This window comes from Micromonospora sp. NPDC049139, from assembly GCF_055586845.1.
In genome coordinates this window covers 336,774-360,406 of the sequence record NZ_JBVJHK010000006.1, presented here as the reverse complement: position 1 = coordinate 360,406, position 23,633 = coordinate 336,774, and the positions used below count along the sequence as shown (strand labels likewise).

Below are 23,633 nucleotides of genomic sequence, written 5' to 3'. Positions count from 1 at the left end.
CGCGGCCCGCTGCGGCGGTCAGTGTCCCATGTGGCCGTTCAGCCGCGCCAGGTACCGCGCCGCCAGCACGGCGGCCCGCACGATCAGCATCGGATGGTAGAGATCCTTGTCGTGCCACAGTGGAGCGGCGTGCCCGGTGACGTCGTCGTGGTCGTCGAGGAAGGCCAGCGCACGCCGCACGGCGGCGCCGACACCCGGCCGCGGCGGCCGTCCGTTGCCGAGCAGCACCTGCACGGCGTAGGCGGTCTCTTCCGGGGTGCCGTCCCACAGCCCCCACGAGCCGTCGGCCCGCTGGGTGTCCCGCACCCAGTCGACCGCCCGGTCGAGCGCCGCAGCGGCGGCCTCGGGCGCGTACTCGGACAGGGCGGCGGCGACCGCCGAGGTGGCGTAGTACGGCGAGGCGTGCCAGCGGTCCGTCCACCGGCCGTCGGGGAGCTGGCCGTCGATCAGCCAGCCGGCCACCCGGCGCGCCACGTCGGCGTGCGGTCGCCCCGGTTCGTGGCGGGCGTGCCAGCCCAGCGCCTCCAGCACGTGCGCGTTCGTGGTGACCGACGCGCCGTCCTCGCCCCGCCAGGTGCAGAAGTGCGCTCCGGTGTCGTACGCCAGCAGGCTGTCGGGGGCGACCGGACGGCCGAGGCGGGCCAGCGCGAAGAGGGTGGCGGCGGTGGTGTCGGCGTCCGTCGGGAGCCCCGGCGAGGTCGCCGCGCCGTCCGGGCCGACCACGGCGGCCAGGTCGGCGATCATCCGGCGGGGGACGTCCGGGGCCGCGCCGACCCGGGCGAGGCTGCTGAGCACCCACGCCCGCTCGAACACGGCGATGGGTGTCGTGCACGGGACGGGGCCGCCCCCCGGCCCGACGGCGTTCGTCAGGTAGCCCAGCGCCGCCCGGTCCACCCCTGGGCGGGAGGGGTCGCCCAGCCAGGCGGCGGTGGCGGCGGGCGAGGCGCCCACGGCGCCCAGGAGCGGCCGGACGGGCAGGTTCACCCGCGTCCGCTCGTCCAGCACCTCGAAGGCGTGCAAGAGCTTCTCCGGCACGGGCCGGCCGGCGGCGAGCAGCCGGCCGACCGCCTCGGACCGGTGCCGCGTCATGCCGTGCGGCATCGGCAGCGGTCTTGCGTGCGCCCACCGCGACGGCTCGGTGCCGCCGGCCGGGCGCAGCAGCGCGTCGATCCGGTCGAGCAGGGCGGGCACGATCAGGTCCACGCCCGGCATGTCCGGCACCGGCTCGTCGGCGGCCAGCAGCCGCCGCAGCGCCCCGACGCCGCGGTCCACCACGGACACAGGCAGGTGCGTCGGCTCGCCCCGCCCGGCGCCGGACACCCACCTCAGCAGTGCCTCCACCGCGCTGAGGGTCGGCACCAGCCCGTACGCGCCGGGCGCCCCCCACGCACCGTCGGGCCGCTGCGCGGTCACCAGGTAGCGCAGGCGCCCGGCGTGCCCGGGCAACCAGGGCGCGTCGCTGACCAGCCGCGCCGTCTCGTACACCGAGGGCGAAACCGTGCCGGCGGGGCTGGCGGCCATCGCCGCCACGAGCGCCCGCCCGGCGGTGGCGAGCCCCGGCCCGCCGACCTCCGCCACGGCGACCGGGGCCGCCGTCACGACATCCCCCAGAAGTCGGCCAGCTGGTAGAAGCCACTGCTGAAGCCGATCTGCCGGGCCAGGTAGTCCGCCTCCCGCGGGCAGTCCGACCGGAGCGGGACGAGCATCCGCCGGCAGTCGTCCACCAGGGCGGCGAGCCGCTGCTCCACCTCGGCGCGGTCGTCGACCAGCAGGAGGGCGTTCAGGTCGCCCCAGCGCAGGTCCCGCTCGTACGTGCCGAGGTCGTTGGCGAGGCGCAGGGCGCGCTGCACCTCGTCGCTGACCGCGACCAGGTCGTCGAGCCGGGCGAGCGTGGCCTCGTCCCCGGTGTGGATCCAGTGCGCGACGTTGACGATCGTGCAGGCGAGGTTGTCGGCGTTGGCGAGGTACGCGTCGAGGCTCGGCAGGGCCGCCCGGTCGCCGGAGCGCCAGGCCGCCCTCCATGCCCACTCCCGGGCCATCGCCCCCACCGTCGCGCCCAGGCTGTTCCGCCACAGTGAACGGTGTGCGGCGAAGGCCGGGGCCGTCGCGAGTTCGTCCTGGAGCGCGGCCAGGTAGGCACCGAGGTGGTCGTCGGCGGCGGGCGGCTCGCCGGCGGCCACCGAGACGCAGCGGTCGACGAGCCGGTCGACCTCCTCCTGGGACTGTGCCCGGTGGTCGATCAGCCAGTCGAGGGCGAAGCCCCACAGCACGGTCCGGTTGGCGACCCGCAGCTGCTGCGGCGTGCACCACGGGGCACCGAACGCGATGGCCAGCGAGATGTTGGCGAACAGCATGGCGTCGAACGGCTCGGCGGGGAACAGCTCGGGGTGCGCGGCGGCCGACGCCCGGAGGTCGCGTTGCCCGCGGACGGCCACGCCGCAGATCCGCCCCTGTTCCCGCGCGTCGCGCAGCTCGTCCCGCCCGCCGCCTGCCGGCTCCGGTCCGGTCCCGGTGCCGTCCTGCGCGGTCGTCAGCGCCGGGATCATGCCGGCCTCTGCTCGCGAACCGGGGTCAGCGCCATGACCACCGGCCTGCCCGGGCGCAGGGCCGCCGCCAGCTGCTTGGGCGGCATCCCGGGCTCGCGCAGCCGGAAGCGGTAGCGGCTGAGGATCGTGGCCACCACGAGCGGAGCCTCCAGGTTGAACAGGTGATTGCCGAGGCACTGGTGCGGGCCACCGCCGAACGGGAAGTACGCGTACCGGTGGCTGCGGCGCGGCTGGTCGGCGCGGAACCGGTCGGGGTCGAAGGTGTCCGGGCGGTCCCAGTACCGGGCCAGCCGCTGGGTGATGTAGGAGCTGACGACGACGATGCTGCCGGCGGGGATGCGGGTGCCGCCGATGACGTCGTCCGCCAACGCCGCGCGCGGCAGCAGCCAGCCCGCGGGATACATCCGCAGCAGCTCGTCCACGACCGACCGGGTGTACGTGAGGGCGACCAACTGCTCCCGGCTGATCACCCGGTCGGTGCCCACCACCTCGTCCAGCTCCGCGTAGAGCCGTTCGGCGATCGCGGGGTGGGCGTCCAGGATCGGCCACAGCCAGGTCAGCACGGCGTAGGTGGTCTCGGTCGCGGTGGCGAACGAGGCCACCACGTCGTCGCGGACCCGCCGTTCGTCGAGCGGGCGGCCGTCGGCGTCCCGTGCGCGGGTCAGGGCGGCGAGCAGGTCGTCGCTGTCCCGCGGGTGGGCGAGCTCGGCCCGCACCAGCGGCAGCATGATGTCGTCGACGACACCGGTAGCGCGGCGCAGGGCGCGGTCTCCCGGCACCGGCACGGCGTCGGGCACGAAGGGCAGGAGCAGCCGCAGCCGCAGCGCGGTCACGATGGTGTCCTGGGCGGCGACGATCCGCAGCTGGTCGGCGAGGCTGACCCGGTCGGCGAAGAAGACACTGCTGATCGCCCGGCAGATGACCCGCCCCAGCTCCGCGCCGATGTCCAGCCACCGGCCGGTGCGGGCCGGCTCCTCAAACCCGTCCACCGCCTCGCTGACCGCGCGGCTCATGGTGTCCACGAGGGAGTCGATGCGCTTGGCCGTGAAGTGCGGCTGCATCCGCGCGCGACTGGCCTGCCACTCGGGGCCTTCGGACATGATGCCCTCCCCGGTGAACCGCCGCACCGGCCGCCAGAGCATGCTCCGCCCGCCGCGGGTGTAGTTGGCCGCGTTGTCCCGCAGGATGTGCTGCACGTGGGCCGGCTCGGTCACCAGGTACGGGCGGATGGTCCCGACGTTGAGCCGGATGACCTCGCCCTCCGCGGCGTCCGCCAGCGCGACGAGTTCGCGCAACGGGTCACGCAGGAGGCCCGGCAGCATCCTCCACAGTGGCACGCTCCGCGCCGCCCGCCCGTGCGGCCCGTCGGAACTCCGGTCAGCCATGGCACCCCTCACAGTCACGCTTCGCGGTGACAGACCGTCCTCCGGACGGCTGCCTTACGTCACGATTCGGAGAGCATGCCATCACCCGTTCGGACCCGCCAGAGCCGTACGAGAATTTTGCTCATGGGAATGCTGATCCATGAAGGAATTCGTGTCGGGTGTCACTCCTGGAGCGAGCGCAGGTAACGCCACTCGGCGGCCACCGGGCGGTAGCCGAACCACTCGTTCACCGCGCGCATGGCGTCGTTGCCGGCGTCGTTGACGGTGTACGCCCGTCGGTAGCCGGCCGACCGGGCCGACCGCAGCGACACGTGCTTGACCAGCCGGGCCAGGCCCCGGCCCCGCCACTCGGCGCGGGTGCCCGTCATCCCCGACAGATAGCGGGCGCCGCCGTCGGTCAGCGCGACGCTGAACGCCACCACCACCCCGTCCGCCACGGCCACCGTGGTCAGACCCCGGTCGAGGTCCGGCCGGTCCCAGTACGCGGCCCGCCAGTCGGCATAGCTGATCGCGTCCATCCCCACGTCGCCCGGCTCGTCGGCGGCGGCGGCCAGGTCCGCCTCGTAGAGCGGGCGCGGATCGGGCAGCTCGGCGGCCGTGGTCAGCCGCACCCCGGGCGGCGGCGCGGGCGGCGCCGGCAACGTCGCCGCCAGGTCCAGGCGCAGGATCAGGTTGCGTCGGCCGGGCCGGTAGCCGCGTCCCTCGGCGAAGGAGAGAGCCGCGGGCCCGTCGGCCACCCGCGCGTACGCCCGACGCACGCCGAGCCCGGCGAGCCGCTCCTCGGCGGCGGCGAGCAGCGCCGACCCGACGCCCCGCCCCCGCCGCTCGGGGCGCACGACCAGGTTGACGAAGCCGAGCCCGGGCTCGGCGCTCTCGTGCAGCAGTCCCGTCCGGGCGACGCCGGCGATCCCGTCGCCCGTCTCGGCGACCAGCATCCCGAAGCGCTCCGCCGGCTTGCCGGTCGCCTGCCAGGCGAGCAACGCAGGCGTGACGACCAGGTGGGGCTCGGCGGCGCGGAGCAGGCCGGCCACCGGCGTCGCGTCGCGCGGCCCGGCGGCCCGGACGGTAGGGAGCATGGCTGGGGAACCTACCGCAGCGGGCGGCGCGGCGGGGGGCGGCCGGCGGTGGAATCCGGGCGCGCCCGCACGGCCTGTGCCAGGCTCAGGGCATGGACGACAAGACCATCCTGAACCGGATCTCCGAGCTGGTCGACGAGGAGCACCGGCTGCGCGCCGACGCGCAGGCCAACGAGTCGGGCACCGACGACGACGCCCGCAACCGGCTGCGCGAGCTGGAGGAGTCCCTCGACCAGTGCTGGGACCTGCTGCGCCGGCGGCGGGCCGCCCGGCAGACCCACGGCGACCCGGACGCCCAGGGGATGCGCCCCAAGCCCGAGGTCGAGCGCTACCTGCAGTGACCCGGGCCCCGGGGCGGCCGGGCGTCGGCCGCCCCGGGGCACCCGGTCAGCGGATCCCCGCCTCCCGCAGCAGCAGCGCGGTCAGCGCCGCCGGGTCGGCCTCCCCCGCCGGCAGCCCCCGGGCCGCGAACCAGGTCGCCACCACCCGGACGTCGCGGGCCAGGAACTCCGGCCCCTGCGGGTTGGCCACCACGTCGACCACCTGCGGCAGGTCGATCAGCACCAGGCGCCCCGCGTGCACCAGCAGGTTGTACGGCGACAGGTCGCCGTGCGCGAGGCCGGCGCGGGCGAGCACCACCAGGGCGTCCACCATCTGGTCCCACAGGTCGCGCAGCTCACCGGCCTCCGGCCGCAGCTGGGCCAGCCGGGGCGCGGCCAGCCCCTCGGCCGGGTCCCCGAGGAACTCCAGCATCAGCTCCGTGCCGCGCAGCTGCACTGGGTAGGGGACGGAGATCGTGCCGTACCGGGCGCCGATCTCCCAGAGCCGGGCCAGCGCGGCGAACTCGGCCGCCGCCCACTGCCCGGCGATCATCTCCCGGCCGAACGCGGTCCGCCCGGCCATCGCCCGATTCTCCCGGGACCGGCGGACCCGGCGCCCCTCCAGATAGCCGGCGTCGCGGTGGAAGAGCCGGTGTTGGGCGTCCCGGTAGCGCTTGACGGCCAGCAGGCAGGAACGGTCGGTGCCGGGCACGGCCCGGCGCACCAGGTGGACGTCCGCCTCCTTGCCGGTCTTCAGGACACCGAGCTCGGTGTCCTTCGCGGCCAGCTCGGTGACCAGCCAGTCCGGGTGGGGCTGCGGGCCGTGCACGGCGTCGTCCCAGGAGGACCAGCGCTCCCCCGTGTCGGGGTCCGGCTCGGCGTCGGGGTCGGCGGGGACGGGCTCGGCCGCCCGGCCGCGCTTCAGGAAGAGCGGTTCGTCGTCGTCGAAGCGGCGCTTGCCGCGGGTACGGCGCTCGCGCGCCGGAAGGTCGTGATCGCGCACTGCGGTGGTGATCCCTTGCTCGAGGCTGATGGAGGCAGGTGGATGTGACCTGCGAAGACGGCCATGACCGACCCCCTCTCCTCGACCGGGCGCACGCCCGGGTGCACGATGCGCCGACCATGCTCTCGGCCCGGTGGCGCCCGGTCAACCGAATTACCCGAGCCGCCCGACCCGCGCCCGGGACCGCCCAGACGGCACGGCCGGCCGGCCCGGCGGCACGGCCGGCCGGTCCGCCGCCGCGGTGCCGCAGCCCCGCCGCTCAGCCGCCGGGATGTCTCCGCCGGCCGCTCAGCCGCCGAGCACCACCGCGACGGCGGCGATCAGGCCGTCCACGGTGCGGGTCGGCGCGAAGCGGCGGTCGGCCCAGGTGCGCCCCCGGTGCAGCCAGACGCTGGGCAGGCCGACGGCGGCGGCGCCGCCGATGTCCGCCTCCGGCCCGTCGCCGACCACCCAGGCGCCGCGCAGCGGGCAGGAGCAGCGACAGCCGGGCACCCTACGGGACTCCGGTACTCGCCGACAGGCCCGAGCGGCGGCCTCCGTCAGGCCGGCAGCGACGAACGGGCGCGTCCCTGGTCGGGAAGGCGGTCCAGCAGCATGGAGTGGGCCGCCCGGGTGGCCGCGAGGGCCTCTGGCGCCAGCGCGACGACCAGCACGGCCTCGCCGGTGTCCGCGCCCCGCGCCAGCGGCCGGCCCTCCGGGTCGTAGACCGCGGCGCCACCGTTGAACCGCCACGGGTCCGCGCCGTCGACGGAGTTGGCGAACACCACGTACATCGTGTTGTCCAGCGCGCGGGCGGCGTAGTAGAGGTCGCGGCGGTGCTCGGAGCCGGCCAGGTAGCCGCTCGGGCACAGGTAGCCGTGCGCCCCGTCGGCCGCGGCGGCGCGGCCGTGCTCCGGGAAGCAGCCGTCGTAGCAGATGCCGAGCCCGAGCCGCCAGTCGTCGACGAGCAGGGTGGCGCCCCGGTCGCCGGGGCTGAACAGCTCGCGTTCGCCGCTCCAGAGCTGCTGCTTGTCGTACCCGACGCGGACCACGCCGGCCCGGTCGACCACCAGGGACGAGATGGTCCGCCGCCCGTCCGGGTGCCGGACCGCCGCGCCGACCACCACGGCGGCGCCGCCGTCGCGGGCGGCCTCGCGCAGCGGGTCCAGCCGAGGGTCGGCGACGGTCGCCGTGGCGTCGGCCGCGACGTCGGTGCCGGCCGGGTCGGCCGCGAGCGTCGGCGGGTGGTACGCGGGCAGGAAGAGCTCGGGCAGCACGGTCACCCGCGCACCCCGCTCCGTCGCCCGGCGGACCAGCCGGGCGGCGCTCGCCGCGTTGCCAGCCACGTCTCCGGGGACAGGCTCGGCCTGCACGGCGGCGACGGTCAGCGGGGCGGCGGGGACCGCGACGGCGGCGGGGAGTGGCGTCACGGGCCCGATCCTAGCGGGCGGGCGGAGGCATGATGATCATTCGTGCGCCGCAACCAAGCCGTACGTACGGTTTGCGTGACGGGGGGTGACCTGACACGATCGACCCGTGCCCAGAGTAAGTCAGGACCAGCTCGACGCCCGTCGGCAGGAGATCCTCGCCGCCGCGCGGGCGTGTTTCGCGCGGCACGGCTACGAGGGCGCCACCGTGCGTCGGCTCGAAGAGGCCACCCGGCTGTCCCGGGGCGCGATCTTCCACCACTTCCGCGACAAGGACTCGCTCTTCCTCGCGGTCGCCGAGGACGACGCCGCCGCCATGGTGGAGACGGTCGCCCGCAACGGCCTGGTCCAGGTGATGCGCGACCTGCTGGCCGGCGCGGTCTCCCCCGACACCACCGGCTGGCTCGGCAGCCAGCTGGAGGTCTCCCGGCGGCTGCGGACCGACCCGGCGTTCGCCAAGCGGTGGGCGGAACGATCGGCGGCGGTCGCCGAGGCGACCCGCGAACGGCTGGCCCGCCAGCGGGAGGCGGGCGTGCTCCGCGAGGACGTGCCGATCGACGTGCTGGCCCAGTTCCTCGAACTGGCCTACGACGGCCTGGTGCTGCACCTCGCGATGGGACGCCCCGCCGGCGACCTCGGCCCGGTGCTCGACCTGGTCGAGGAAGCGGTCCGCCGCCGCTGACCGGCCACCCCGGTCGCGGCGCCGCCCCGGGTGTCCGGAGCCGCCACCCGTTCCGTATCGGTCCGGTAACTCGCCCCTCGCGGTCGGTCCGCCCTGGCGGGACTGCTCCACAATGAGGCCGCGATCCCCTCGCACGACAGGAGCAGCAGATGTCTGTCCTCGCCGCACCGGGTGACACCTGGGGCATTCCCGGGCCCGTCTTCCTCCGGGTCTACCTCCTCGCCGCCGCCGTGGTCGTCGTCGGCGCCATCGTCCACCGCATCCGCGTCCTCGCCGGCCCGCCGGCCGGCGACGTCGGCCAGCTCGGCCCGCAACAGGTCGCCTACCTCAACGGTGGGGAGCAGCTGGCGATCTGGGCCTCGCTCGGCGGGCTGCGGAGCAGCGGGGCGATCGGCGTACGGCCGGACCGGCGGCTGACCACCGGCGGCCCGCTGCCGGCCGGGACCACGCCGCTGGACCAGGCGATCCACCTCGCGGCCGGCCGGAACGCGACCACCCGCGCGCTGCACCGCGACGAGTGGGTACGCCGGGCGCTCGACCAGCTCCGGACCAGCCTGGAGCAGCGCGGGCTCGCGCTCACGCAGGCGCGCCGGGCGGCGCTGCGCCAGTGGGCGTTCCTGCTCACCCTCCTGCTGGCGGTCGGCGTGTTCCGGATCTTCGCGGGCCTGTCGAACGACCGCCCGGTGGGTTGGCTCGTGCTGAGCCAGATCCCGCTGATCGTGGTGGCCGTCCTGCTGCACCGGGTGCCCCGGCGGACCCGCGCCGCCACCCGCGAGCTGCGCGGCCTGCGACAGCAGCACACCTACCTCGCGCCCGCGTCCACCCCCGCCTACGCCACCTACGGCGCGGCGGGCGCCGCGATGGGGGTGGCGTTGTTCGGCACCGCGTCACTGTGGGCGATGGACCCCGGCTTCGCCGAGCAGGCCGAGATCCAGCGGCAGGCGGCGAGCGGTGGTGGCGGCTCCTCCGGCTGTGGTGGCGGCAGCTCGTGCGGCGGCGGCGGGGGCGGCGGGGGCGGCTGCGGGGGCGGTTGCGGAGGCGGGTGCGGCGGATGACCGGCCCGCGCGGGGTGGGCATCGGCTGGCGACCGGAGATCGCCGGTTTCGTCGCCGACCTGCCCGGGCTGCGCTTCGTGGAGGTGGTCGCGGAGGGCGTCACCGCGACCGGGCCGCTGCCCGCCGGGCTCGCCGAGCTGCGCGAACGCGGCGTGACCGTCGTGCCGCACGGCGTGCGGCTCTCCCTCGGCGGCGCGGAGCCGGTCGACCCGGCCCGGGTCGCCCACCTGGCCGCGGTGGCGGAACTGGTCGAGGCGCCACTGGTCAGCGAGCACATCGCGTTCGTCCGGGCCGGCGGCGTCGAGGCCGGCCACCTGCTGCCGCTGCCGCGCAGCCGGGAGGCGGTCGACGCGGTCTGCGCCAACGTCGCCCGCGCGCAGGCCGAGCTGCCGGCGCCGATCGCGCTGGAGCCGATCGCCGCCCTGTTCGACTGGCCCGACGACGAGCTCGACGAGGCCGACTTCCTGACCGAGATCCTGGACCGCACCGGCGCGTTCCTGCTGCTCGACGTCGCCAACGTGTACGCCAACGCCCGCAACCGGGGCGGCGACCCGGTCGCGCTGCTCGACCGGCTGCCGTTGGACCGGATCGCCTACCTGCACGTGGCGGGCGGCGCCGACCACGGCGGCTTCTACCACGACACCCACACCGACCCGGTTCCAGCCGCGGTGCTCGACCTGCTGCGCGAGCTGTGCGCCCGGCACCGGCCGCCGGCGCTGCTGCTGGAACGCGACGGGCACTACCCGCCCGCGGCCACGCTGCGCGCCGAGCTGGACGCCCTCGCCGCCGCCTCCGGCTTCCCGGCGGTGACGTGAACGGCGACCTGGCCGCCCGGCAGGCGGAACTGGTGGCGGCGCTGGTGGCCGGCGGCCCGCCCCCATCCGGCTTCGACCCGGCCGCGCTCGCCGCCGCCCGGGCCGCGCTGCTGCGCAAGCGGGCCGGGGACGTGGCCCGGCACTGGCCGCTGCTCGCCGCCGGCCTCGGCACGGACTGGCCGGCGACCTTCGCCCGGTGGGCGGCGGGGCGGCCGACCGCCGGCTCCCTGCGCGACGGCTGGGACCTTGCCCGCGACCTGCGCGACCGGGGCTCGCTGCCGCCGCTGGGCGCGGAGGAGCTGGCCGCCCGGGAGGCCACCGACCGCTACGACGGGCACGGGCCGCCGCGGCCCCGCCGCCTGCCGGGGTGGGGGCGCGCCGGCGGCGCCGTCGCGGTCCAGCTCGCCGGTCGGGTACGCCTGCTGCGCCGCGCGCGCCGCTGACTCGACCCACCGCCCCCGGCTGGCGCATCCGCCCGGGTACGGCAGGATCGACGGTATGGATCTCGGACTGACCGATCGGGTGTACGTACTGACCGGTGCCTCCCGCGGCCTGGGCTACGCGACCGCGGAGTGCCTCGTCGCCGACGGCGCCCGCGTGGTGCTCTCCGCCCGGGACGCCGACGCGGTGGCCGCCGCCGCGCAGCGCCTCGGCGGGCCGGACCGGGCCGTCGGGCTGACCGCCGACCTGACCGACCCGGAGACACCGGAGCGGCTGGTGGGGGCGGCCCGCGAGCACTTCGGGCGCCTCGACGGGGCGCTGGTCTCGGTGGGCGGGCCGCCGCCGGGCAGCGCCGCGTCGGTCACCGACGAGCAGTGGCGCCGGTCCTTCGAGACGGTCTTCCTGGGCACCGTCCGCACGGTGCGTACGGTCGCCGCTGCCCTGGGCGAGGGCGACGGCGGCGCGATCGGGCTGGTCCTGTCGACCTCGGCACGTTCGCCGGTGCCCGGCCTGGGCATCTCCAACGGCCTGCGGCCCGGCCTGGTCGGGATGGCCAAGGACGTCGCCGACGAGTACGGGCCCCGGGGCGTACGGATGGTCGGCCTGCTGCCCGGGCGGATCATGACCGACCGCAACGTCGAGCTGTTCGCCGCCACGGGCGACCCCGAGCGGGCCCGCGCGGAGGCCGAGGCGGGCATCCCGCTGCGCCGCATCGGCGCGCCGGCGGAGTTCGGCCGGGTGGCCGCGTTCGTGCTCTCCCCCGCCGCGAGCTACCTCACCGGGGTCACCGTGCCGGTCGACGGTGGCGCGCTGCGGAGCCTGTAGTGGTCCCGTCGCCCGGCGGACCGGTCGGGGCCGGGGGCACCGGACGGGGTGGCCGCCCCGAACCGACACCCGGCCCCGGGGACGCCGCGCACCGGTATCCGCGACCCACGCGGGAGGAGCTCGCCGCGGCGGTGGACCGCACGATCCCCGATCTCGTCGCACCCGGGCTGGACGTGCTCTTCGTCGGGATCAACCCGGGCCTGTGGTCGGCCGCGACCGGGTGGCACTTCGCGCGGCCCGGCAACCGGTTCTGGCCGGCGCTGCACCGGGGCGGCTTCACGCCCCGGCTGCTGCACCCCGCCGAGCAGGACGAGTTGCCCGGCCTCGGGCTGGGCATCACCAACATGGTCGCGCGGGCCAGCGCCCGGGCCGACGAGCTGACCGCCGCCGAGCTGGTCGAGGGGGCGGAGATCCTCACCGGCAAGGTCGAGCGGTACCGCCCCCGGTGGGTCGCCGTGGTCGGGGTGACCGCTTACCGGATCGGGTTCGCCCGGCCGAAGGCCGCGTTCGGCCCGCAGCCGGAGCCGCTCGCCGGCGCCCGGCTCTGGGTGCTGCCCAACCCCAGCGGCCTGAACGCGCACTTCACTCCCGAGACCCTCGGCGCGGCGTTCGGCGAGCTGCGGGCGGCGGTCGTCGCCACCGGCTGAGGCGTCAGTTGGCCGCGGCCGGCGGCATCGCCTCGTCGGCGACGTAGGACCGCAGCGGCAGACTCACCGGCTCGGGGCCGGTCGCGTCCACGTACGGGGTGGGCGAGTCGGCGACCGCGAACTGGGTGCGGTAGAGCTCGGCATAGAGGCCGCCCACGGCGACCAACTCCTCGTGCCGGCCCCGCTCGACGATCCGACCGTCGTCGAGGACCAGGATCTGGTCGGCGTCGCGGACGGTGGAGAGCCGGTGCGCGATCACGAGCGCCGTACGCCCGGTCAGCGCCACCGACAGCGCCCGCTGCACCGCCGCCTCACTCTCCGAGTCGAGGTGCGCGGTCGCCTCGTCGAGGATCACGATCGACGGGGCCTTGAGCAGCAGCCGGGCGATGGCGATGCGCTGCTTCTCGCCGCCCGAGAAGCGGTAGCCGCGCTCGCCGACGGTGGTGTCCAGCCCGTCCGGCAGGGACCGCACCAGGTCGGCGACCTGCGCGCCGGCCAGCGCCGCCCAGATCTCGTCGTCGGTGGCGTCCGGCTTGGCGTAGCGCAGGTTGTCGGCGATGGTCTCGTGGAACAGGTGCGAATCCTGGGTGACCACGCCGATCTCGTCGCGCAGCGAGTCGAAGGTGGCGTCGCGGACGTCGACCCCGCCGACCAGCACCTGCCCGTCGGTGACGTCGTAGACCCGGGAGATCAGCATGGACAGCGTCGACTTGCCGGCGCCGGAGGGCCCGACCAGCGCCACCATCTGCCCCGGCTCGACGGCGAACGAGACGCCCTTGAGCACCGGCTCGTTGACCGTACGGTCCAGCGCGGCGACCTCCTCCAGCGAGGCCAGCGAGATCTCCGCGGCGCTGGGGTAGCGGAACCGCACGTCGCGGAACTCGACCCGGCCGCTGCCCCGGGGCACCGCGACGGCGTCGGGCTTCTCCTCGATGGCCGGCTTCAGGTCGAGCACCTCGAAGACCCGGTCGAAGGAGACCAGCGCGCTCATCACGTCCACCCGGACGTTGGACAGCGCGGTCAGCGGGCCGTAGAGGCGGGTGAGCAGCAACGCGAGGGTGACCACGGTGCCGGCGCTGACGTTGCCGGTGACCGCGAGCCAGCCGCCGAGGCCGTAGGTGAGCGCCTGGGCCAGCGAGGCGACCAGCAGCATCGCGACGAAGAACGTCCGCGAGTACATCGCGGACTGGATGCCGATGTCGCGGACCCGCTCGGCCCGCCCGGCGAACCGGCGCGCCTCCACCTCGGGCCGCCCGAAGAGCTTCACCAGCAGCGCCCCCGAGACGCCGAAGCGCTCGGTCATCGTCGCGTTCATCTTCGCGTCGAGGTTGTAGGACTCCCGGGTGATCTCGGCGAGCCGCTTGCCGACCCGGCGGGCCGGGATGATGAAGACCGGCAGCAGCACCAGCGACAGCGCCGTGATCTGCCAGGAGAGGGTGAACATCACGGCGGCGGTGAGCACCAGCTGGATGACGTTGCTGACCACGCCGGACAGCGTCGACGTGAACGCCCGCTGGGCGCCGAGCACGTCGTTGTTGAGCCGGCTGACCAGAGCGCCGGTCTGGGTGCGGGTGAAGAACTGCAGCGGCATCCGCTGGACGTGGTCGTAGACCCGGGTGCGCAGGTCGAGGATGATGCCCTCGCCGATGCGGGCCGAATACCACCGCTGGGCCAGAGAGAGCAGCGCGTCGGCCACGGCGAGCGCGGCGATGACCAGGGCCAGCCGCACCACCAGGTTGCCGGCCCCCGAGCCGCCCCGGCTGATCGCGTCGATCACGTCGCCGGCGAGCACCGGGGTGGCGACCCCGATGATCGCGGCCAGCACCACGGTCACCAGGAAGACGACGATGTCGCGGCGGTAGGGCCGCGCGAAGGCCACGATCCGGCGGGCCACGCCGCGCTTGAGCCGGTGCGTGGAGATCTCGTCGCGGCTGCGCATCGACCGGAGCATGCTCCAACCGGCCATGCCGCCACCGGACATCGGGTTGGACACGTTCACCTCCGGGTCGTCGGGTCGACCGCACCGTCAGGTCGATTCTCCCGACGCCTCTGACAACCTCGGTCGTAACCCGGATCTTCCCGAACGGTCCTTACTATTCTCCCCGCCCGGCGAGATCGCGCAGCCGACGCGTCTGCGCCTCGCGCTCGGCCCGCTGCTGCTCGCCGGCGGACCGGCCGGCAGCCCCGGCCAGCAGCGCCTTGATCTCCACCACCGCGTCCCGGTTGTTGGCCAGCAGACCCGCCGTCAGATCGCGCACCGCGGCGTCGAGGGCGGCGTTCGGCACGACCAGGGTGGCCAGACCGATCCGGTCCGCCTCGGCGGCGTCCATCCGCCGGCCGGTGGCGCAGATCTCCAGCGCGCGGGAGTAGCCGACGAGGTCAACCAGGCGCTTGGTGCCGGCGAGATCCGGCACCAGGCCGAGCGTCACCTCGGCCATGGAGAACTTCGCGTCCTCGGCGAGCACCCGCAGGTCACAGGCGAGCGCCAGCTGGAAGCCGGCGCCGATCGCGTGGCCCTGCACGGCGGCGACGGAGACGATGTCGGGCCGGTGCAACCAGGTGAAGCCGCCCTGCAACTCCGCGATGCGGTCCGCACACTCCTGCTCGGGCATGGTGGCGAGCTCGGCGAACGAGCCCGGCCCGGAGGCGCCGGCCACCGTCAGGTCGAGGCCGGCGGAGAACGCCCGCCCCTCGCCACGCACGACCACGACGCGGACGTCGCCGGGCAGGTCGCGCGCGAAGTCGCTCATCGCGCGCCACATCGCCGGGGTCTGGGCGTTGAGCACGTCGGGCCGACACAACGTGACCGTCGCGACCGGCCCTTCGCATTCCAGCCGAACCCCGGTCGCCTCGGCGGTCACCGGACGATCCGGGGCGCGGTGCTGGTGGACGACGTTGGGGGGGCGGGTCACGCCTTCTTGCGGCGCCGGGCGCCGCCGCGCTGCCGCAGCTGCACCCCGGACTCGGTGAGCACCCGGTGGATGAACCCGTAGGAACGGCCGGTCGAGGCCGCGAGCGCGCGGATGCTCTCACCCGAGGTGTACCGCTTTACCAGGTCCTTGGCGAGCGTCTGACGCTCGGCTCCGACGATCCGGCGACCCTTCTCAGTGCTGGTGGCTGTGCCAGTGGCTGCCATGCTGTGTCCTCACGTCCCAGACTGTGCGGTTCGGATACGGTCCCACCTATTAGACCGCCTCGAACGATCATGCGCCAGATATCAACTCTTCGCCAACCGACACGCTATGCGTTGTCATCTTCCCGATAGAGTGATACTCCCGACGGGGCCGGGGTCGACGCCCCGCGCCCGCGCGGCGGCGACGGGCGCTCCGTACCCTGCCTGACGTGACGGACCTCCTCGACACGGCCGCTGGCGCGGCGGTGGTCTTCGCCGCCACCGACATCGACGACATCGTCGTCCTGACGCTGTTCTTCGTCGCCGCCCGCAGCACCGGCCGCCCCCGCACCTGGCAGATCGTGGCCGGGCAGTACCTGGGCATCGGCGCGCTGGCGCTGGCCAGCGCGGTGGTCGCGGCCGGGCTGCTGGTGGTGCCCGATCCGTGGACCGGGCTGCTCGGGCTGCTGCCGATCGCCCTCGGCGTGCGCGCGCTGCTCGACCGGGAAGCCGACGAGGCCCCGGCGGTGGTGGGCTCCACGCTCGGGGTGGCCGGGGTGACGATCGCCAACGGCGCGGACAACATCGCCGTCTACGTGCCGGTGTTCCGCGCCCTCGGGCCGGCCGACAGCGCGGTATTCCTGCTGGTCTTCGTAGTGCTCGTCGCGCTGTGGTGCGCGGCGGGCGCCTGGCTGGGCGGCCACCCGCGGGTGACCGGTGTGGTCGAACGAGCCGGCCACTGGCTCGTCCCGGCCGTGTTCATCGCCATCGGCGTGGTCATCCTGGCCACCTCGAACGTCCTCCCCCACCTCCTAACCCTCCTGCGCTGACCCCCTCGCCGCGAGCCGCGAGCCGCGAGCCGCGTTGATCATGAAGTTGTTGCGCTAGGCCCGGCGTGTCGCGACAACAACTTCATGATCGACGCCGTGGGCCGGCGTCGGGCGGTGGGTCAGGCCAGCTCGACGAGTTCGAGCAGGTCGTCGCTCCAGGCGTCCTCGTCGCCGTCGGGGAGCAGGATGGCGCGGTCCGGCTTGAGCGCCATGACCGCGCCAGGGTCGTGGGTGACCAGCACGATCGCGCCCGGGTAGCGGGCGATGGCGTCGAGCACCTGCTCCCGGCTGACCGGGTCGAGGTTGTTCGTCGGCTCGTCGAGCAGCAGCACGTTCGCCCCGGAGCAGACCAGGGTGGCCAGCGCCAGCCGGGTCTTCTCGCCGCCGGAGAGCACCCCGGCCGGCTTGTCCACGTCGTCGCCGGAGAACAGGAACGCGCCGAGGATCTTCCGCAGGTCGGTGTCGGTCTGCTCGATGGCGGCGCTGCGCATGTGCTCCAGGACCGTGCGGTCCACGTCGAGCGTCTCGTGCTCCTGCGCGTAGTAGCCGAGCCGCAGGCCGTGGCCGGCGTGCACCTCGCCGGTGTCCGGCTCCAGCAGGCCGCCGAGCATCCGCAGCAGGGTGGTCTTGCCGGCGCCGTTGAGGCCGAGGATGGCCACCCGGGAGCCCCGGTCCACCGCCACGTTCACGTCGGTGAAGATCTCCAGCGAGCCGTACGACTTCGACAGGCCGGTCGCGGTGAGCGGGGTCTTGCCGCACGGGGCCGGGCTCGGGAAGCGGACCTTCGCCACCTTGTCGGCGACGCGTACCTCCTCCAGGCCGGCGATCAGCTTCTCGGCCCGCCGGGCCATGTTCTGCGCGGCGACGGTCTTGGTGGCCTTGGCCCGCATCTTGTCGGCCTGCGCCATCAGCGCGCCGGCCTTCTTCTCGGCGTTGGCCCGCTCCCGGCGGCGGCGCCGCTCGTCGGTCTCGCGGGCCTCCAGGTACGCCTTCCAGCCGAGGTTGTAGACGTCGACCACCGAGCGGGTGGCGTCGAGGAACCAGACCTTGTTGACCACCGACTCCAGCAGCGAGCCGTCGTGGGAGATCACGATCAGGCCGCCCTTGTGGTTGGCGAGGAAGTTGCGCAGCCAGGTGATCGAGTCGGCGTCGAGGTGGTTGGTCGGCTCGTCGAGCAGCAGGATGCCGCCGCCGTTCTCGCCGGCGTCCCGGAACAGGATCCGGGCCAACTCGATGCGGCGGCGCTGGCCGCCGGAGAGGGTGCCGATGGTCTGGGCGAGCGCCCGGTCCGGCAGGCCGAGGTTGGCGCAGATCCGGGCGGCCTCGGCCTCGGCGGCGTACCCGCCGAGGGAGGCGAACTGGTCCTCCAGCGCGCCGTAGCGGCGGACCAGCCGGTCGTCGGCGCCGTCGGCGAGCTTGGCCTCGATCTCCTTCATCTGGGCCATCAGCACGTCCAGGCCTCGGGCGGAGAGCACCCGGTCGCGGCCGGTGACCTCCAGGTCGCCGGTCCGCGGGTCCTGCGGGAGGTAGCCGATGGCGCTGCGCCGCTCGATCTGGCCGGCGTAGGGCTGCCCCTCGCCGGCGAGCACCTTGAGCGTGGTGGTCTTGCCGGCGCCGTTGCGGCCGACCAGGCCGATCCGGTCACCCGGCTGCACCCGCAGCGTGGTGTCGGACAGCAGGATCCGGGCGCCGGCACGAAGCTCCAGGCCGGTGGCAGTGATCATGTCGGAGGACTCGCTCTCGGGGTCTGGAAGGGCTGACTCAGGGCACGCGAAAGCGCCGGCGGGCACGAGGCCCGTCGGCGCGGGGCGGTTCAGCCTTCGCAGAGCAGCACGTGGCAAGTGTACCGGGCGTCGCCCGACCGCCCCGCCGGATTACCGACCAAGATCATCGGGTACCGAAACGCCGTCCGGACCCGGTCCGGTACCGCAACCACCAAAACGGATCAAAACGGTGATCGGGGTAGACATGGAGCTGAACGAGAACGCGCGGATCGACACCAGCCAGGTGGACGACCGGCGAGGATCCGGCGGGGGCGGCGGGCTGGGCGGCATCCCGATCCCGATCGGCGGCGGCCGGGGCGGCATCGTCGGCCTCGTCATCGCCGTGCTCGTCGCCCTCGTCGGTGGCGGCTTCGGCCTGAACGCCGCCACCAACGGCGGCGGGGACCCGCAGGGCGACAACACGTCGCTGGAGCAGAAGTGCTCGGCCGACGACGCGCTCCAGCAGCTCGACTGCCGCAACGCGCTCTACGTCAACTCCATCCAGGCGTACTGGCAGAAGGCCCTGCCCGAGGCGTTCGGCGAGCAGTACCGCCCGTCCCGGACGGTCTTCTTCAGCCAGGGCGTCAACACCGCCTGCGGGCAGGCCGACTCCGGCGTCGGCCCGTTCTACTGCCCCGCCGACGACCTGGTCTACATCGACCTCACCTTCTACCGGGTGCTCGCCCAGCAGCTCGGGGCCTCCGGCGAATTCGCCCAGCCGTACGTGCTCGCCCACGAGTACGGCCACCACGTGCAGGACCTGCTCGGCACCGAGGCCCAGATGCGTCGCCAGCAGCAGCGCGACCCGGACAGCGCCAACGCGCTCTCGGTCAAGCTGGAACTCCAGGCCGACTGCTACGCCGGCGCCTGGGCGAAGAACGCCACCGGCACCGCCGACTCCAGCGGCCAGAAGATCTTCACCAGCATCAGCGAGCAGGACATCCAGCAGGCCGTCGACACCGCCGAGAAGATCGGCGACGACGCCATCTCCGAGCGGGCGAACCGGCCGGTGAACCCCGACGAGTTCACCCACGGCTCCTCCGAGCAGCGCAGGCAGTGGTTCACCCGCGGTTACTCCACCGGTGACCCGAAGTCGTGCGACACCTTCAGCGGGGCGCTGTGAGCCCGTCACCCGCCCCGCAACGGGGTCCCGCGTCGCCACGGCGGCAAGCGGGGCCCGGTTCAGTTGACGGGATCGCGGACCAGGATCCGGACCGCGCGGGCCGCCACGATCGCGCCGACCAGCACGGCGTGCCGGGGCTCGGGCACGTCCAGCAGCCGCTCCGCGCGCAGCGCGGCCAGCGGGGCGAGCCGCCGGTCCGCCAGCACGGTGTCCACCGCCCGCCGGTCGCCGCCGCAGACCAGCGCGCTCAGGGACGACGCCTCCGGCAACAGCAGCCGTACGGCCAACTCGGTCGCGTCGCCCAGCGCCGCCTTCGCCTGGTTGTCGCGCCGCCGGGCGAAGCGCTGCTGGGACCACCCCCCGGCGGCGGTGCGGCCCTGCACGTACCGGGTGTCCACCTTCGACACCGTCAGCTCCTCGCCCGCCGCGACGCCCACCGCCACCGCGCCCTTGCGGGCCAGCAGCAGGCCGATCCGGCGGGGCGTGGCCGCGGCGGCCACGAAACCGGGCACGTCCGGGGCGGCCGGCGCGCCGGGCGGGGTGTGCAGCTCGGCGGTCGCGCCGTCCGGGGCGGCGAGCAGCAGCCCGTACGCCTGAATGGTGGTGGTGGGCACGCCGTGCCGGTCGGCGAAGCCCTCGACCCAGCGGGCGACCCGGCCGGGGCCGACCTCGACCCAACGGCCACCCCCGGCTGCGGGTCGGCTGCTCATGCGCCCGAACCTACGGCACCGGGCCGCCGGCGGCTCAGTCGGGCAGCAGCATCGCGACGGCCAGCGCGGCGATGATCGCGCTGGAGAGCAGCGCGGTCACCAGCCGCCCGCGCGTCCCGGCGAGTGCCCGGCCGACCAGGGTGCCACCGCCGGCGATGAGCAGTTGCCAGCTCGCCGAGGCGACGAACGCGCCGAGCACGAAGAGCGCGGCGGCCCGTGGATCCGGGTCGGCGGCGTCGGCCCGGCCCAGCACGAGCGCCGCGAAGTACACCACCGTCGCGGGGTTCAGCAGGGTCAGCGCGAGCACGCCGGCGAACGCCCGGGGCGGGGTGTCCAGGCCTCGACGGGCACCGGTCGTCCCGGTCGCGGTGCGGGGGCGTAGGGCACGCCAGGCGCCGTGGCCGGCGAGGGCGAGCAGCACGACGGCGGCGGCCAGCCGCAGCGGCCCGGCGACCGGGGCGACCAGGCCGGCGACCGCGGCCCCGCCGAGGGCCGCCACGGCGGCGTAGAGCCCGTCCGCGGCGGCCACTCCGAGCGCGGCGGCGGCGCCGACCCGGAACGACGTGCGGGCGCTGAGCCCGAGGATGAGGATCGCGATCGCACCGACCGGAACGGCGACGCCGTAGCCGGCGACCAGACCGGCCAGGAACGCGCCGGTCACGACGGCCGGCGGCGGGTCGAGGCGCGGCCGGGCACCGTCCGCTGTCGCCGCACGGCGGTGGCCGCGGCAACGGGAGGGCTCAGCACCGGGTACGTCTCGATCACGCCCCGATCCTGCTTCCCTACCCCACCCGCCGCCACCCATTTCCCGGCACCTCGCCGGCTGCGACGAACGCCGGCCGTGGGCGACACGCCAGCCGCTAACTGGCGGTCAAGCTCCTGATCAGGCCAAACGTCTCCCGCCGGGCCGGCGCCGGCAGCAGCAGACGGACAAGTCGCCTCAAAGGCACACAAGCCAGTCAGGGCATGGGTCACGTCCACTGCTGCCAGCCATCAACCCATCACGTACGGGCCGACCCGTCCAGCCTCACAGTCAGGCCAGCCGGTGCGCCGCGACGGTGTTCGAGCAGTCGGCGATGGTGGTTGGCTCCGAGACACTGAGGGCGTCCAACCGGGACCACCCGTTGACTCCGGTGGTGGTGTTACGGAGGTAGATCCAGAGCGCGTTGGTGTAGGTGGCGCAGTGGACGTCGATCCCCTGACTCGGGTAGCCGAGCCCGCGACTGCCGCAGTCGATGTGCGGATAGGCCCGGATGTTGGTCCCGTTCCCGAACGAGATGGCACCCCCGCTGTACAGATCCGGGTGGGTGCCGTGCCCGCTGCAGTGGGCACTGGCCGGGCTGGCGGGCAGCAACGCCAGCGCCGAGCCACTCGTGACGAGCGCCAGCGCGGACGCGATGGAGAGCAACCGAGATCGCATGTGCCGTCTCCTCCAGATAGATGGTGACAACTATCGATAGAGGATGTCACGCGGATCGCACCCTGGCGTCGCTCCGCCGGAACGCGGCAGGGTGGAAGAGAAGGCCGTCCCCGCACGCGCCGGGCCATCCGCGGCTGTGGGACACCCGCGCCGTCGTCGGCGAGCTGGCCGCCGTCGTCCGTCGACAGGAACGCGTCGAGCGCGCCTCCCGGGAGGGGCGGCGCGCTCGACGGGGACCGACGCTGGGCCGGGTCAGACGTTGAAGCCGAGGGAGCGGAGCTGGTCGCGCCCCTCGTCGGTGATCTTGTCCGGGCCCCACGGCGGGAGCCACACCCAGTTGATCCGAATGTCGTCGACCAAGCCGCCGCCGGGGCCGGTGGTCAGCGCCTGGCGGGCCTGGTCCTCGATCACGTCGGTCAGCGGGCAGGCCGCCGACGTCAGCGTCATGTCCAGCGTGGCGACGTTGTCGTCGCCGACGTGCACGCCGTACACCAGGCCGAGGTCGACCACGTTGATGCCCAGCTCGGGGTCGACGACGTCCTTCATCGCCTCCTCGATGTCGGCGACGGCGGCCCGGGCACCCGCGGCCTTGCCGCCGTCACCCGCAGCCGGCGCGGCGGCGTCCGTGGCCGGCGTCGCCGTGCCCTCGGTCGCCGGCGTCGCCGCGGTGGCGGTGTCCTCGCTACTCATGCCTTAACCTCCGAAGGGCTCACGCCCACGCCGGCGCGTGCCGCGGCGTCCTTGAACGCCATCCACGGCAACAGCGCGCACTTCACCCGGGCGGGGTAGCGGGCGACGCCCGCGAACGCGACCCCGTCACCGAGCACGTCCTCGTCCGGCGTGACCTGACCACGGCCGGACATCAACTCCACGAACGCCTCGTGCACCCGGAACGCCTCACCCGCGCCCCGCCCGACCAGCAGCTCGTGCAACACGCTCGCCGACGCCTGGCTGATCGAGCAGCCCATGCCGTCGTACGAGACGTCGTGCAGCACGTCGCCGTCGGTCGCCACCCGGACCGTGACCTCGTCGCCGCAGGTCGGGTTCACGTGGTGCGCCTCGGCGACCCGGTCGCCCGGGTCGTCCGCGTCACGCAGGCCACGGCCGTGCGGGTGCTTGTAGTGGTCCAGGATGATCTCCTGGTAGAGCTGGTCGAGCTGCATCAGTCGAACACCTTCCGCGCCTGCTCCAGGCCCGCCACCAGGGCGTCGATCTCCTCTGTGGTGGTGTAGAGGTAGAACGAGGCCCGCGTCATGGCCGGCACGCCGAACCGGGTGCACACCGGCCGGGCACAGTGGTGGCCCACCCGCACCTGCACGCCGAGCGAGTCGAGGACCTGCCCCACGTCGTGCGGGTGGATGTCGCCGAGGGCGAACGAGATGGTGCCGCCCCGGCCCACCGGCACGGTCGGCCCGAAGATCCGCAGGCCGCGCACCGTGGCGAGGGCATCCAGCGCGTACGCCGTCAGCTCCTTCTCGTGCCACTGGATGGCCCGCATCCCGATGCCGGTGAGGTAGTCGACGGCGGCGCCGAGCGCGACCGCCTCGGCGATCGGCGGGGTGCCCGCCTCGAACCGGGCCGGCGGCGCGGCGAACGTTGAGCGCGCCATCGACACCGTCTCGATCATCGACCCGCCGCCGAGCACCGGCGGCATCGCCGCCAGCAGCTCGGCCCGGCCCCAGAGCACCCCGATGCCGGTCGGGCCGCACATCTTGTGCCCGGTGAACACGACGAAGTCGGCGTCGTAGTCGACCACGTCCATCGGCATGTGCGGCACCGACTGGGAGCAGTCGAGCAGCAGCAGCGCCCCCACCTCGCGGACCCGCTCGGTGATCCGCGCGGTGGCGTTGACGGTGCCGAGGATGTTGGACATGTGCACCAGCGAGACGATCTTCGTCCGCTCGGTGACCAGGTCCGCCAGCCCCGACTCGTCCAGGCGCCCGTGGTCGGTGACCGGGAACCAGCGCAGCGTCGCGCCGGTCCGCTCGCAGAGCAGCTGCCACGGGACGATGTTCGAGTGGTGCTCCATCTCGGAGATCACCACCTCGTCACCGGGGCCGAGCCGGAACCGCGGGTCGGCGTCGGGCCGCAGCGAGGCGTTGGAGAAGGCGTACGCGACGATGTTGATCGCCTCGGTGGAGTTCTTGGTGAACACCACCTCGTCCGGGCTCGGCGCGTTGACGAACGCGGCGACCTTCGCCCGGGCGCCCTCGTACGCCTCGGTGGCCTCCGTGCCCAGCGTGTGCACCGAGCGGGAGACGTTGGCGTTGTGCCTCGCGTAGTGCTCGGCGAGCACGTCGAGCACCTGCCGCGGCTTGTGCGAGGTGTTGGCGCTGTCGAGATAGACCAGCCGGTGCCCGTTGACCTCCCGGTCCAGGATCGGGAAGTCGGCGCGCACCTTCGCCACGTCGAAACGCGGCACGTCGTCGTACTGCGGCATCCCCGGCGGGATCGCGATGGTAGTCATGTCGACC

General features: G+C 74.5%; 25 protein-coding genes and 1 pseudogene. 9 read left to right on the top strand and 17 right to left on the bottom strand.

Annotated elements, in window-relative coordinates; all coding sequences use genetic code 11:
• Window positions 1-18: 18 nt before the first annotated feature.
• From ACZ6Q9_RS14915 to ACZ6Q9_RS14900, 4 genes are all read right to left on the bottom strand, one after another.
• Complete coding sequence (locus ACZ6Q9_RS14915; RefSeq protein ID WP_396827347.1) at window positions 19-1,599, bottom strand: prenyltransferase/squalene oxidase repeat-containing protein; 1,581 nt, start codon at window positions 1,597-1,599, stop codon at window positions 19-21.
• The gene (locus tag ACZ6Q9_RS14910; protein ID WP_393454948.1) at window positions 1,596-2,546 is read right to left on the bottom strand and encodes a terpene synthase family protein; all 951 of its coding nucleotides are present in this window, start codon (window positions 2,544-2,546) and stop codon (window positions 1,596-1,598) included. Before ACZ6Q9_RS14910 ends, ACZ6Q9_RS14915 begins: the two co-directional genes overlap by 4 nt.
• Window positions 2,543-3,883 (bottom strand): cytochrome P450, encoded by a 1,341-nt coding sequence (locus ACZ6Q9_RS14905; protein ID WP_393269044.1) that lies wholly within the window; start codon window positions 3,881-3,883, stop codon window positions 2,543-2,545. Before ACZ6Q9_RS14905 ends, ACZ6Q9_RS14910 begins: the two co-directional genes overlap by 4 nt.
• A gap of 209 nt (window positions 3,884-4,092) precedes the next feature.
• Window positions 4,093-5,007 (bottom strand): GNAT family N-acetyltransferase, encoded by a 915-nt coding sequence (locus ACZ6Q9_RS14900; RefSeq protein ID WP_393268842.1) that lies wholly within the window; start codon window positions 5,005-5,007, stop codon window positions 4,093-4,095.
• Between the two features lie 92 nt (window positions 5,008-5,099).
• Here ACZ6Q9_RS14900 and ACZ6Q9_RS14895 point away from each other — a divergent pair, with 92 nt between their 5' ends.
• A complete protein-coding gene (locus ACZ6Q9_RS14895; protein ID WP_393268845.1) occupies window positions 5,100-5,348 on the top strand; it encodes a DUF2630 family protein in 249 nt (82 codons plus the stop codon).
• A gap of 46 nt (window positions 5,349-5,394) precedes the next feature.
• On the opposite strand, the gene ACZ6Q9_RS14890 is transcribed toward ACZ6Q9_RS14895, so the two are convergent.
• The 3 genes and pseudogenes from ACZ6Q9_RS14890 to ACZ6Q9_RS14880 form a co-directional block, all read right to left on the bottom strand.
• Complete coding sequence (locus ACZ6Q9_RS14890) at window positions 5,395-6,330, bottom strand: serine protein kinase RIO (RefSeq protein ID WP_393454945.1); 936 nt, start codon at window positions 6,328-6,330, stop codon at window positions 5,395-5,397.
• A gap of 288 nt (window positions 6,331-6,618) precedes the next feature.
• Window positions 6,619-6,804: pseudogene (locus ACZ6Q9_RS14885) on the bottom strand (HAD hydrolase-like protein); the annotation flags it as partial.
• Window positions 6,805-6,869: 65 nt separating this feature from the next.
• Entirely contained in the window at window positions 6,870-7,739 is an 870-nt protein-coding gene (locus ACZ6Q9_RS14880) for a carbon-nitrogen hydrolase family protein (protein WP_393268850.1), read from the bottom strand.
• A 106-nt stretch (window positions 7,740-7,845) separates the two neighbouring features.
• On the opposite strand from ACZ6Q9_RS14880, the gene ACZ6Q9_RS14875 reads away from it, so the two are divergent.
• From ACZ6Q9_RS14875 to mug, 6 genes are all read left to right on the top strand, one after another.
• Window positions 7,846-8,418: a TetR/AcrR family transcriptional regulator gene (locus tag ACZ6Q9_RS14875; RefSeq protein ID WP_350685345.1), complete on the top strand. Its 573-nt coding sequence runs from the start codon at window positions 7,846-7,848 to the stop codon at window positions 8,416-8,418.
• Between the two features lie 149 nt (window positions 8,419-8,567).
• Window positions 8,568-9,473, top strand: a complete 906-nt coding sequence (locus ACZ6Q9_RS14870; protein ID WP_393454942.1) for a TIGR04222 domain-containing membrane protein — start codon at window positions 8,568-8,570, stop codon at window positions 9,471-9,473.
• The gene (locus tag ACZ6Q9_RS14865; protein WP_393454939.1) at window positions 9,470-10,288 is read left to right on the top strand and encodes an MbnB/TglH/ChrH family RiPP precursor modification enzyme; all 819 of its coding nucleotides are present in this window, start codon (window positions 9,470-9,472) and stop codon (window positions 10,286-10,288) included. The genes ACZ6Q9_RS14870 and ACZ6Q9_RS14865 overlap by 4 nt, the downstream gene beginning before the upstream one ends.
• The gene (locus ACZ6Q9_RS14860) at window positions 10,285-10,731 is read left to right on the top strand and encodes an SCO6045 C-terminal-like domain-containing protein (RefSeq protein WP_393268856.1); all 447 of its coding nucleotides are present in this window, start codon (window positions 10,285-10,287) and stop codon (window positions 10,729-10,731) included. Before ACZ6Q9_RS14865 ends, ACZ6Q9_RS14860 begins: the two co-directional genes overlap by 4 nt.
• Window positions 10,732-10,786: 55 nt before the next feature.
• Complete coding sequence (locus ACZ6Q9_RS14855; protein ID WP_393268859.1) at window positions 10,787-11,554, top strand: SDR family oxidoreductase; 768 nt, start codon at window positions 10,787-10,789, stop codon at window positions 11,552-11,554.
• On the top strand, window positions 11,554-12,201 hold the full coding sequence (mug, locus tag ACZ6Q9_RS14850) for a G/U mismatch-specific DNA glycosylase (RefSeq protein ID WP_393454936.1): 648 nt from the start codon (window positions 11,554-11,556) through the stop codon (window positions 12,199-12,201). The genes ACZ6Q9_RS14855 and mug overlap by 1 nt, the downstream gene beginning before the upstream one ends.
• 4 nt (window positions 12,202-12,205) lie before the next feature.
• On the opposite strand, the gene ACZ6Q9_RS14845 is transcribed toward mug, so the two are convergent.
• From ACZ6Q9_RS14845 to ACZ6Q9_RS14835, 3 genes are all read right to left on the bottom strand, one after another.
• Window positions 12,206-14,182, bottom strand: coding sequence for an ABC transporter ATP-binding protein (locus ACZ6Q9_RS14845; RefSeq protein ID WP_393269046.1), 1,977 nt, complete (start codon window positions 14,180-14,182; stop codon window positions 12,206-12,208).
• A 112-nt stretch (window positions 14,183-14,294) separates the two neighbouring features.
• Window positions 14,295-15,062 carry an enoyl-CoA hydratase/isomerase family protein gene (locus ACZ6Q9_RS14840; RefSeq protein ID WP_393454990.1) on the bottom strand — a complete coding sequence of 256 codons (768 nt, stop codon included), beginning with the start codon at window positions 15,060-15,062 and terminating at the stop codon, window positions 14,295-14,297.
• A 47-nt stretch (window positions 15,063-15,109) separates the two neighbouring features.
• Complete coding sequence (locus ACZ6Q9_RS14835; RefSeq protein WP_007462679.1) at window positions 15,110-15,337, bottom strand: helix-turn-helix domain-containing protein; 228 nt, start codon at window positions 15,335-15,337, stop codon at window positions 15,110-15,112.
• A 206-nt stretch (window positions 15,338-15,543) separates the two neighbouring features.
• Between ACZ6Q9_RS14835 and ACZ6Q9_RS14830 the strand changes: the two genes are divergently transcribed.
• The gene (locus ACZ6Q9_RS14830; RefSeq protein WP_393268866.1) at window positions 15,544-16,143 is read left to right on the top strand and encodes a cadmium resistance transporter; all 600 of its coding nucleotides are present in this window, start codon (window positions 15,544-15,546) and stop codon (window positions 16,141-16,143) included.
• 119 nt (window positions 16,144-16,262) lie between these two features.
• Here ACZ6Q9_RS14830 and ACZ6Q9_RS14825 read toward each other — a convergent pair whose 3' ends face one another.
• A complete protein-coding gene (locus tag ACZ6Q9_RS14825) occupies window positions 16,263-17,867 on the bottom strand; it encodes an ABC-F family ATP-binding cassette domain-containing protein (RefSeq protein ID WP_393268868.1) in 1,605 nt (534 codons plus the stop codon).
• A 244-nt stretch (window positions 17,868-18,111) separates the two neighbouring features.
• On the opposite strand from ACZ6Q9_RS14825, the gene ypfJ reads away from it, so the two are divergent.
• Window positions 18,112-19,029, top strand: coding sequence for a KPN_02809 family neutral zinc metallopeptidase (gene ypfJ, locus ACZ6Q9_RS14820; RefSeq protein WP_393454987.1), 918 nt, complete (start codon window positions 18,112-18,114; stop codon window positions 19,027-19,029).
• 59 nt (window positions 19,030-19,088) lie between these two features.
• On the opposite strand, the gene ACZ6Q9_RS14815 is transcribed toward ypfJ, so the two are convergent.
• The 6 genes from ACZ6Q9_RS14815 to ACZ6Q9_RS14790 all read right to left on the bottom strand — a co-directional run bounded on the left by ACZ6Q9_RS14815 (window position 19,089) and on the right by ACZ6Q9_RS14790 (window position 23,626).
• A complete protein-coding gene (locus ACZ6Q9_RS14815) occupies window positions 19,089-19,739 on the bottom strand; it encodes an acVLRF1 family peptidyl-tRNA hydrolase (protein WP_393268869.1) in 651 nt (216 codons plus the stop codon).
• A gap of 34 nt (window positions 19,740-19,773) precedes the next feature.
• Window positions 19,774-20,400 (bottom strand): LysE family transporter, encoded by a 627-nt coding sequence (locus ACZ6Q9_RS14810; protein ID WP_393268872.1) that lies wholly within the window; start codon window positions 20,398-20,400, stop codon window positions 19,774-19,776.
• A 372-nt stretch (window positions 20,401-20,772) separates the two neighbouring features.
• Window positions 20,773-21,159: a hypothetical protein gene (locus ACZ6Q9_RS14805; RefSeq protein WP_393268874.1), complete on the bottom strand. Its 387-nt coding sequence runs from the start codon at window positions 21,157-21,159 to the stop codon at window positions 20,773-20,775.
• 252 nt (window positions 21,160-21,411) lie between these two features.
• Window positions 21,412-21,849 carry a metal-sulfur cluster assembly factor gene (locus ACZ6Q9_RS14800; RefSeq protein ID WP_357701739.1) on the bottom strand — a complete coding sequence of 146 codons (438 nt, stop codon included), beginning with the start codon at window positions 21,847-21,849 and terminating at the stop codon, window positions 21,412-21,414.
• On the bottom strand, window positions 21,846-22,322 hold the full coding sequence (sufU, locus tag ACZ6Q9_RS14795) for a Fe-S cluster assembly sulfur transfer protein SufU (RefSeq protein WP_393268877.1): 477 nt from the start codon (window positions 22,320-22,322) through the stop codon (window positions 21,846-21,848). The genes ACZ6Q9_RS14800 and sufU overlap by 4 nt, the downstream gene beginning before the upstream one ends.
• A complete protein-coding gene (locus ACZ6Q9_RS14790; protein WP_393268880.1) occupies window positions 22,322-23,626 on the bottom strand; it encodes a cysteine desulfurase in 1,305 nt (434 codons plus the stop codon). Before ACZ6Q9_RS14790 ends, sufU begins: the two co-directional genes overlap by 1 nt.
• Window positions 23,627-23,633 lie beyond the last annotated feature (7 nt).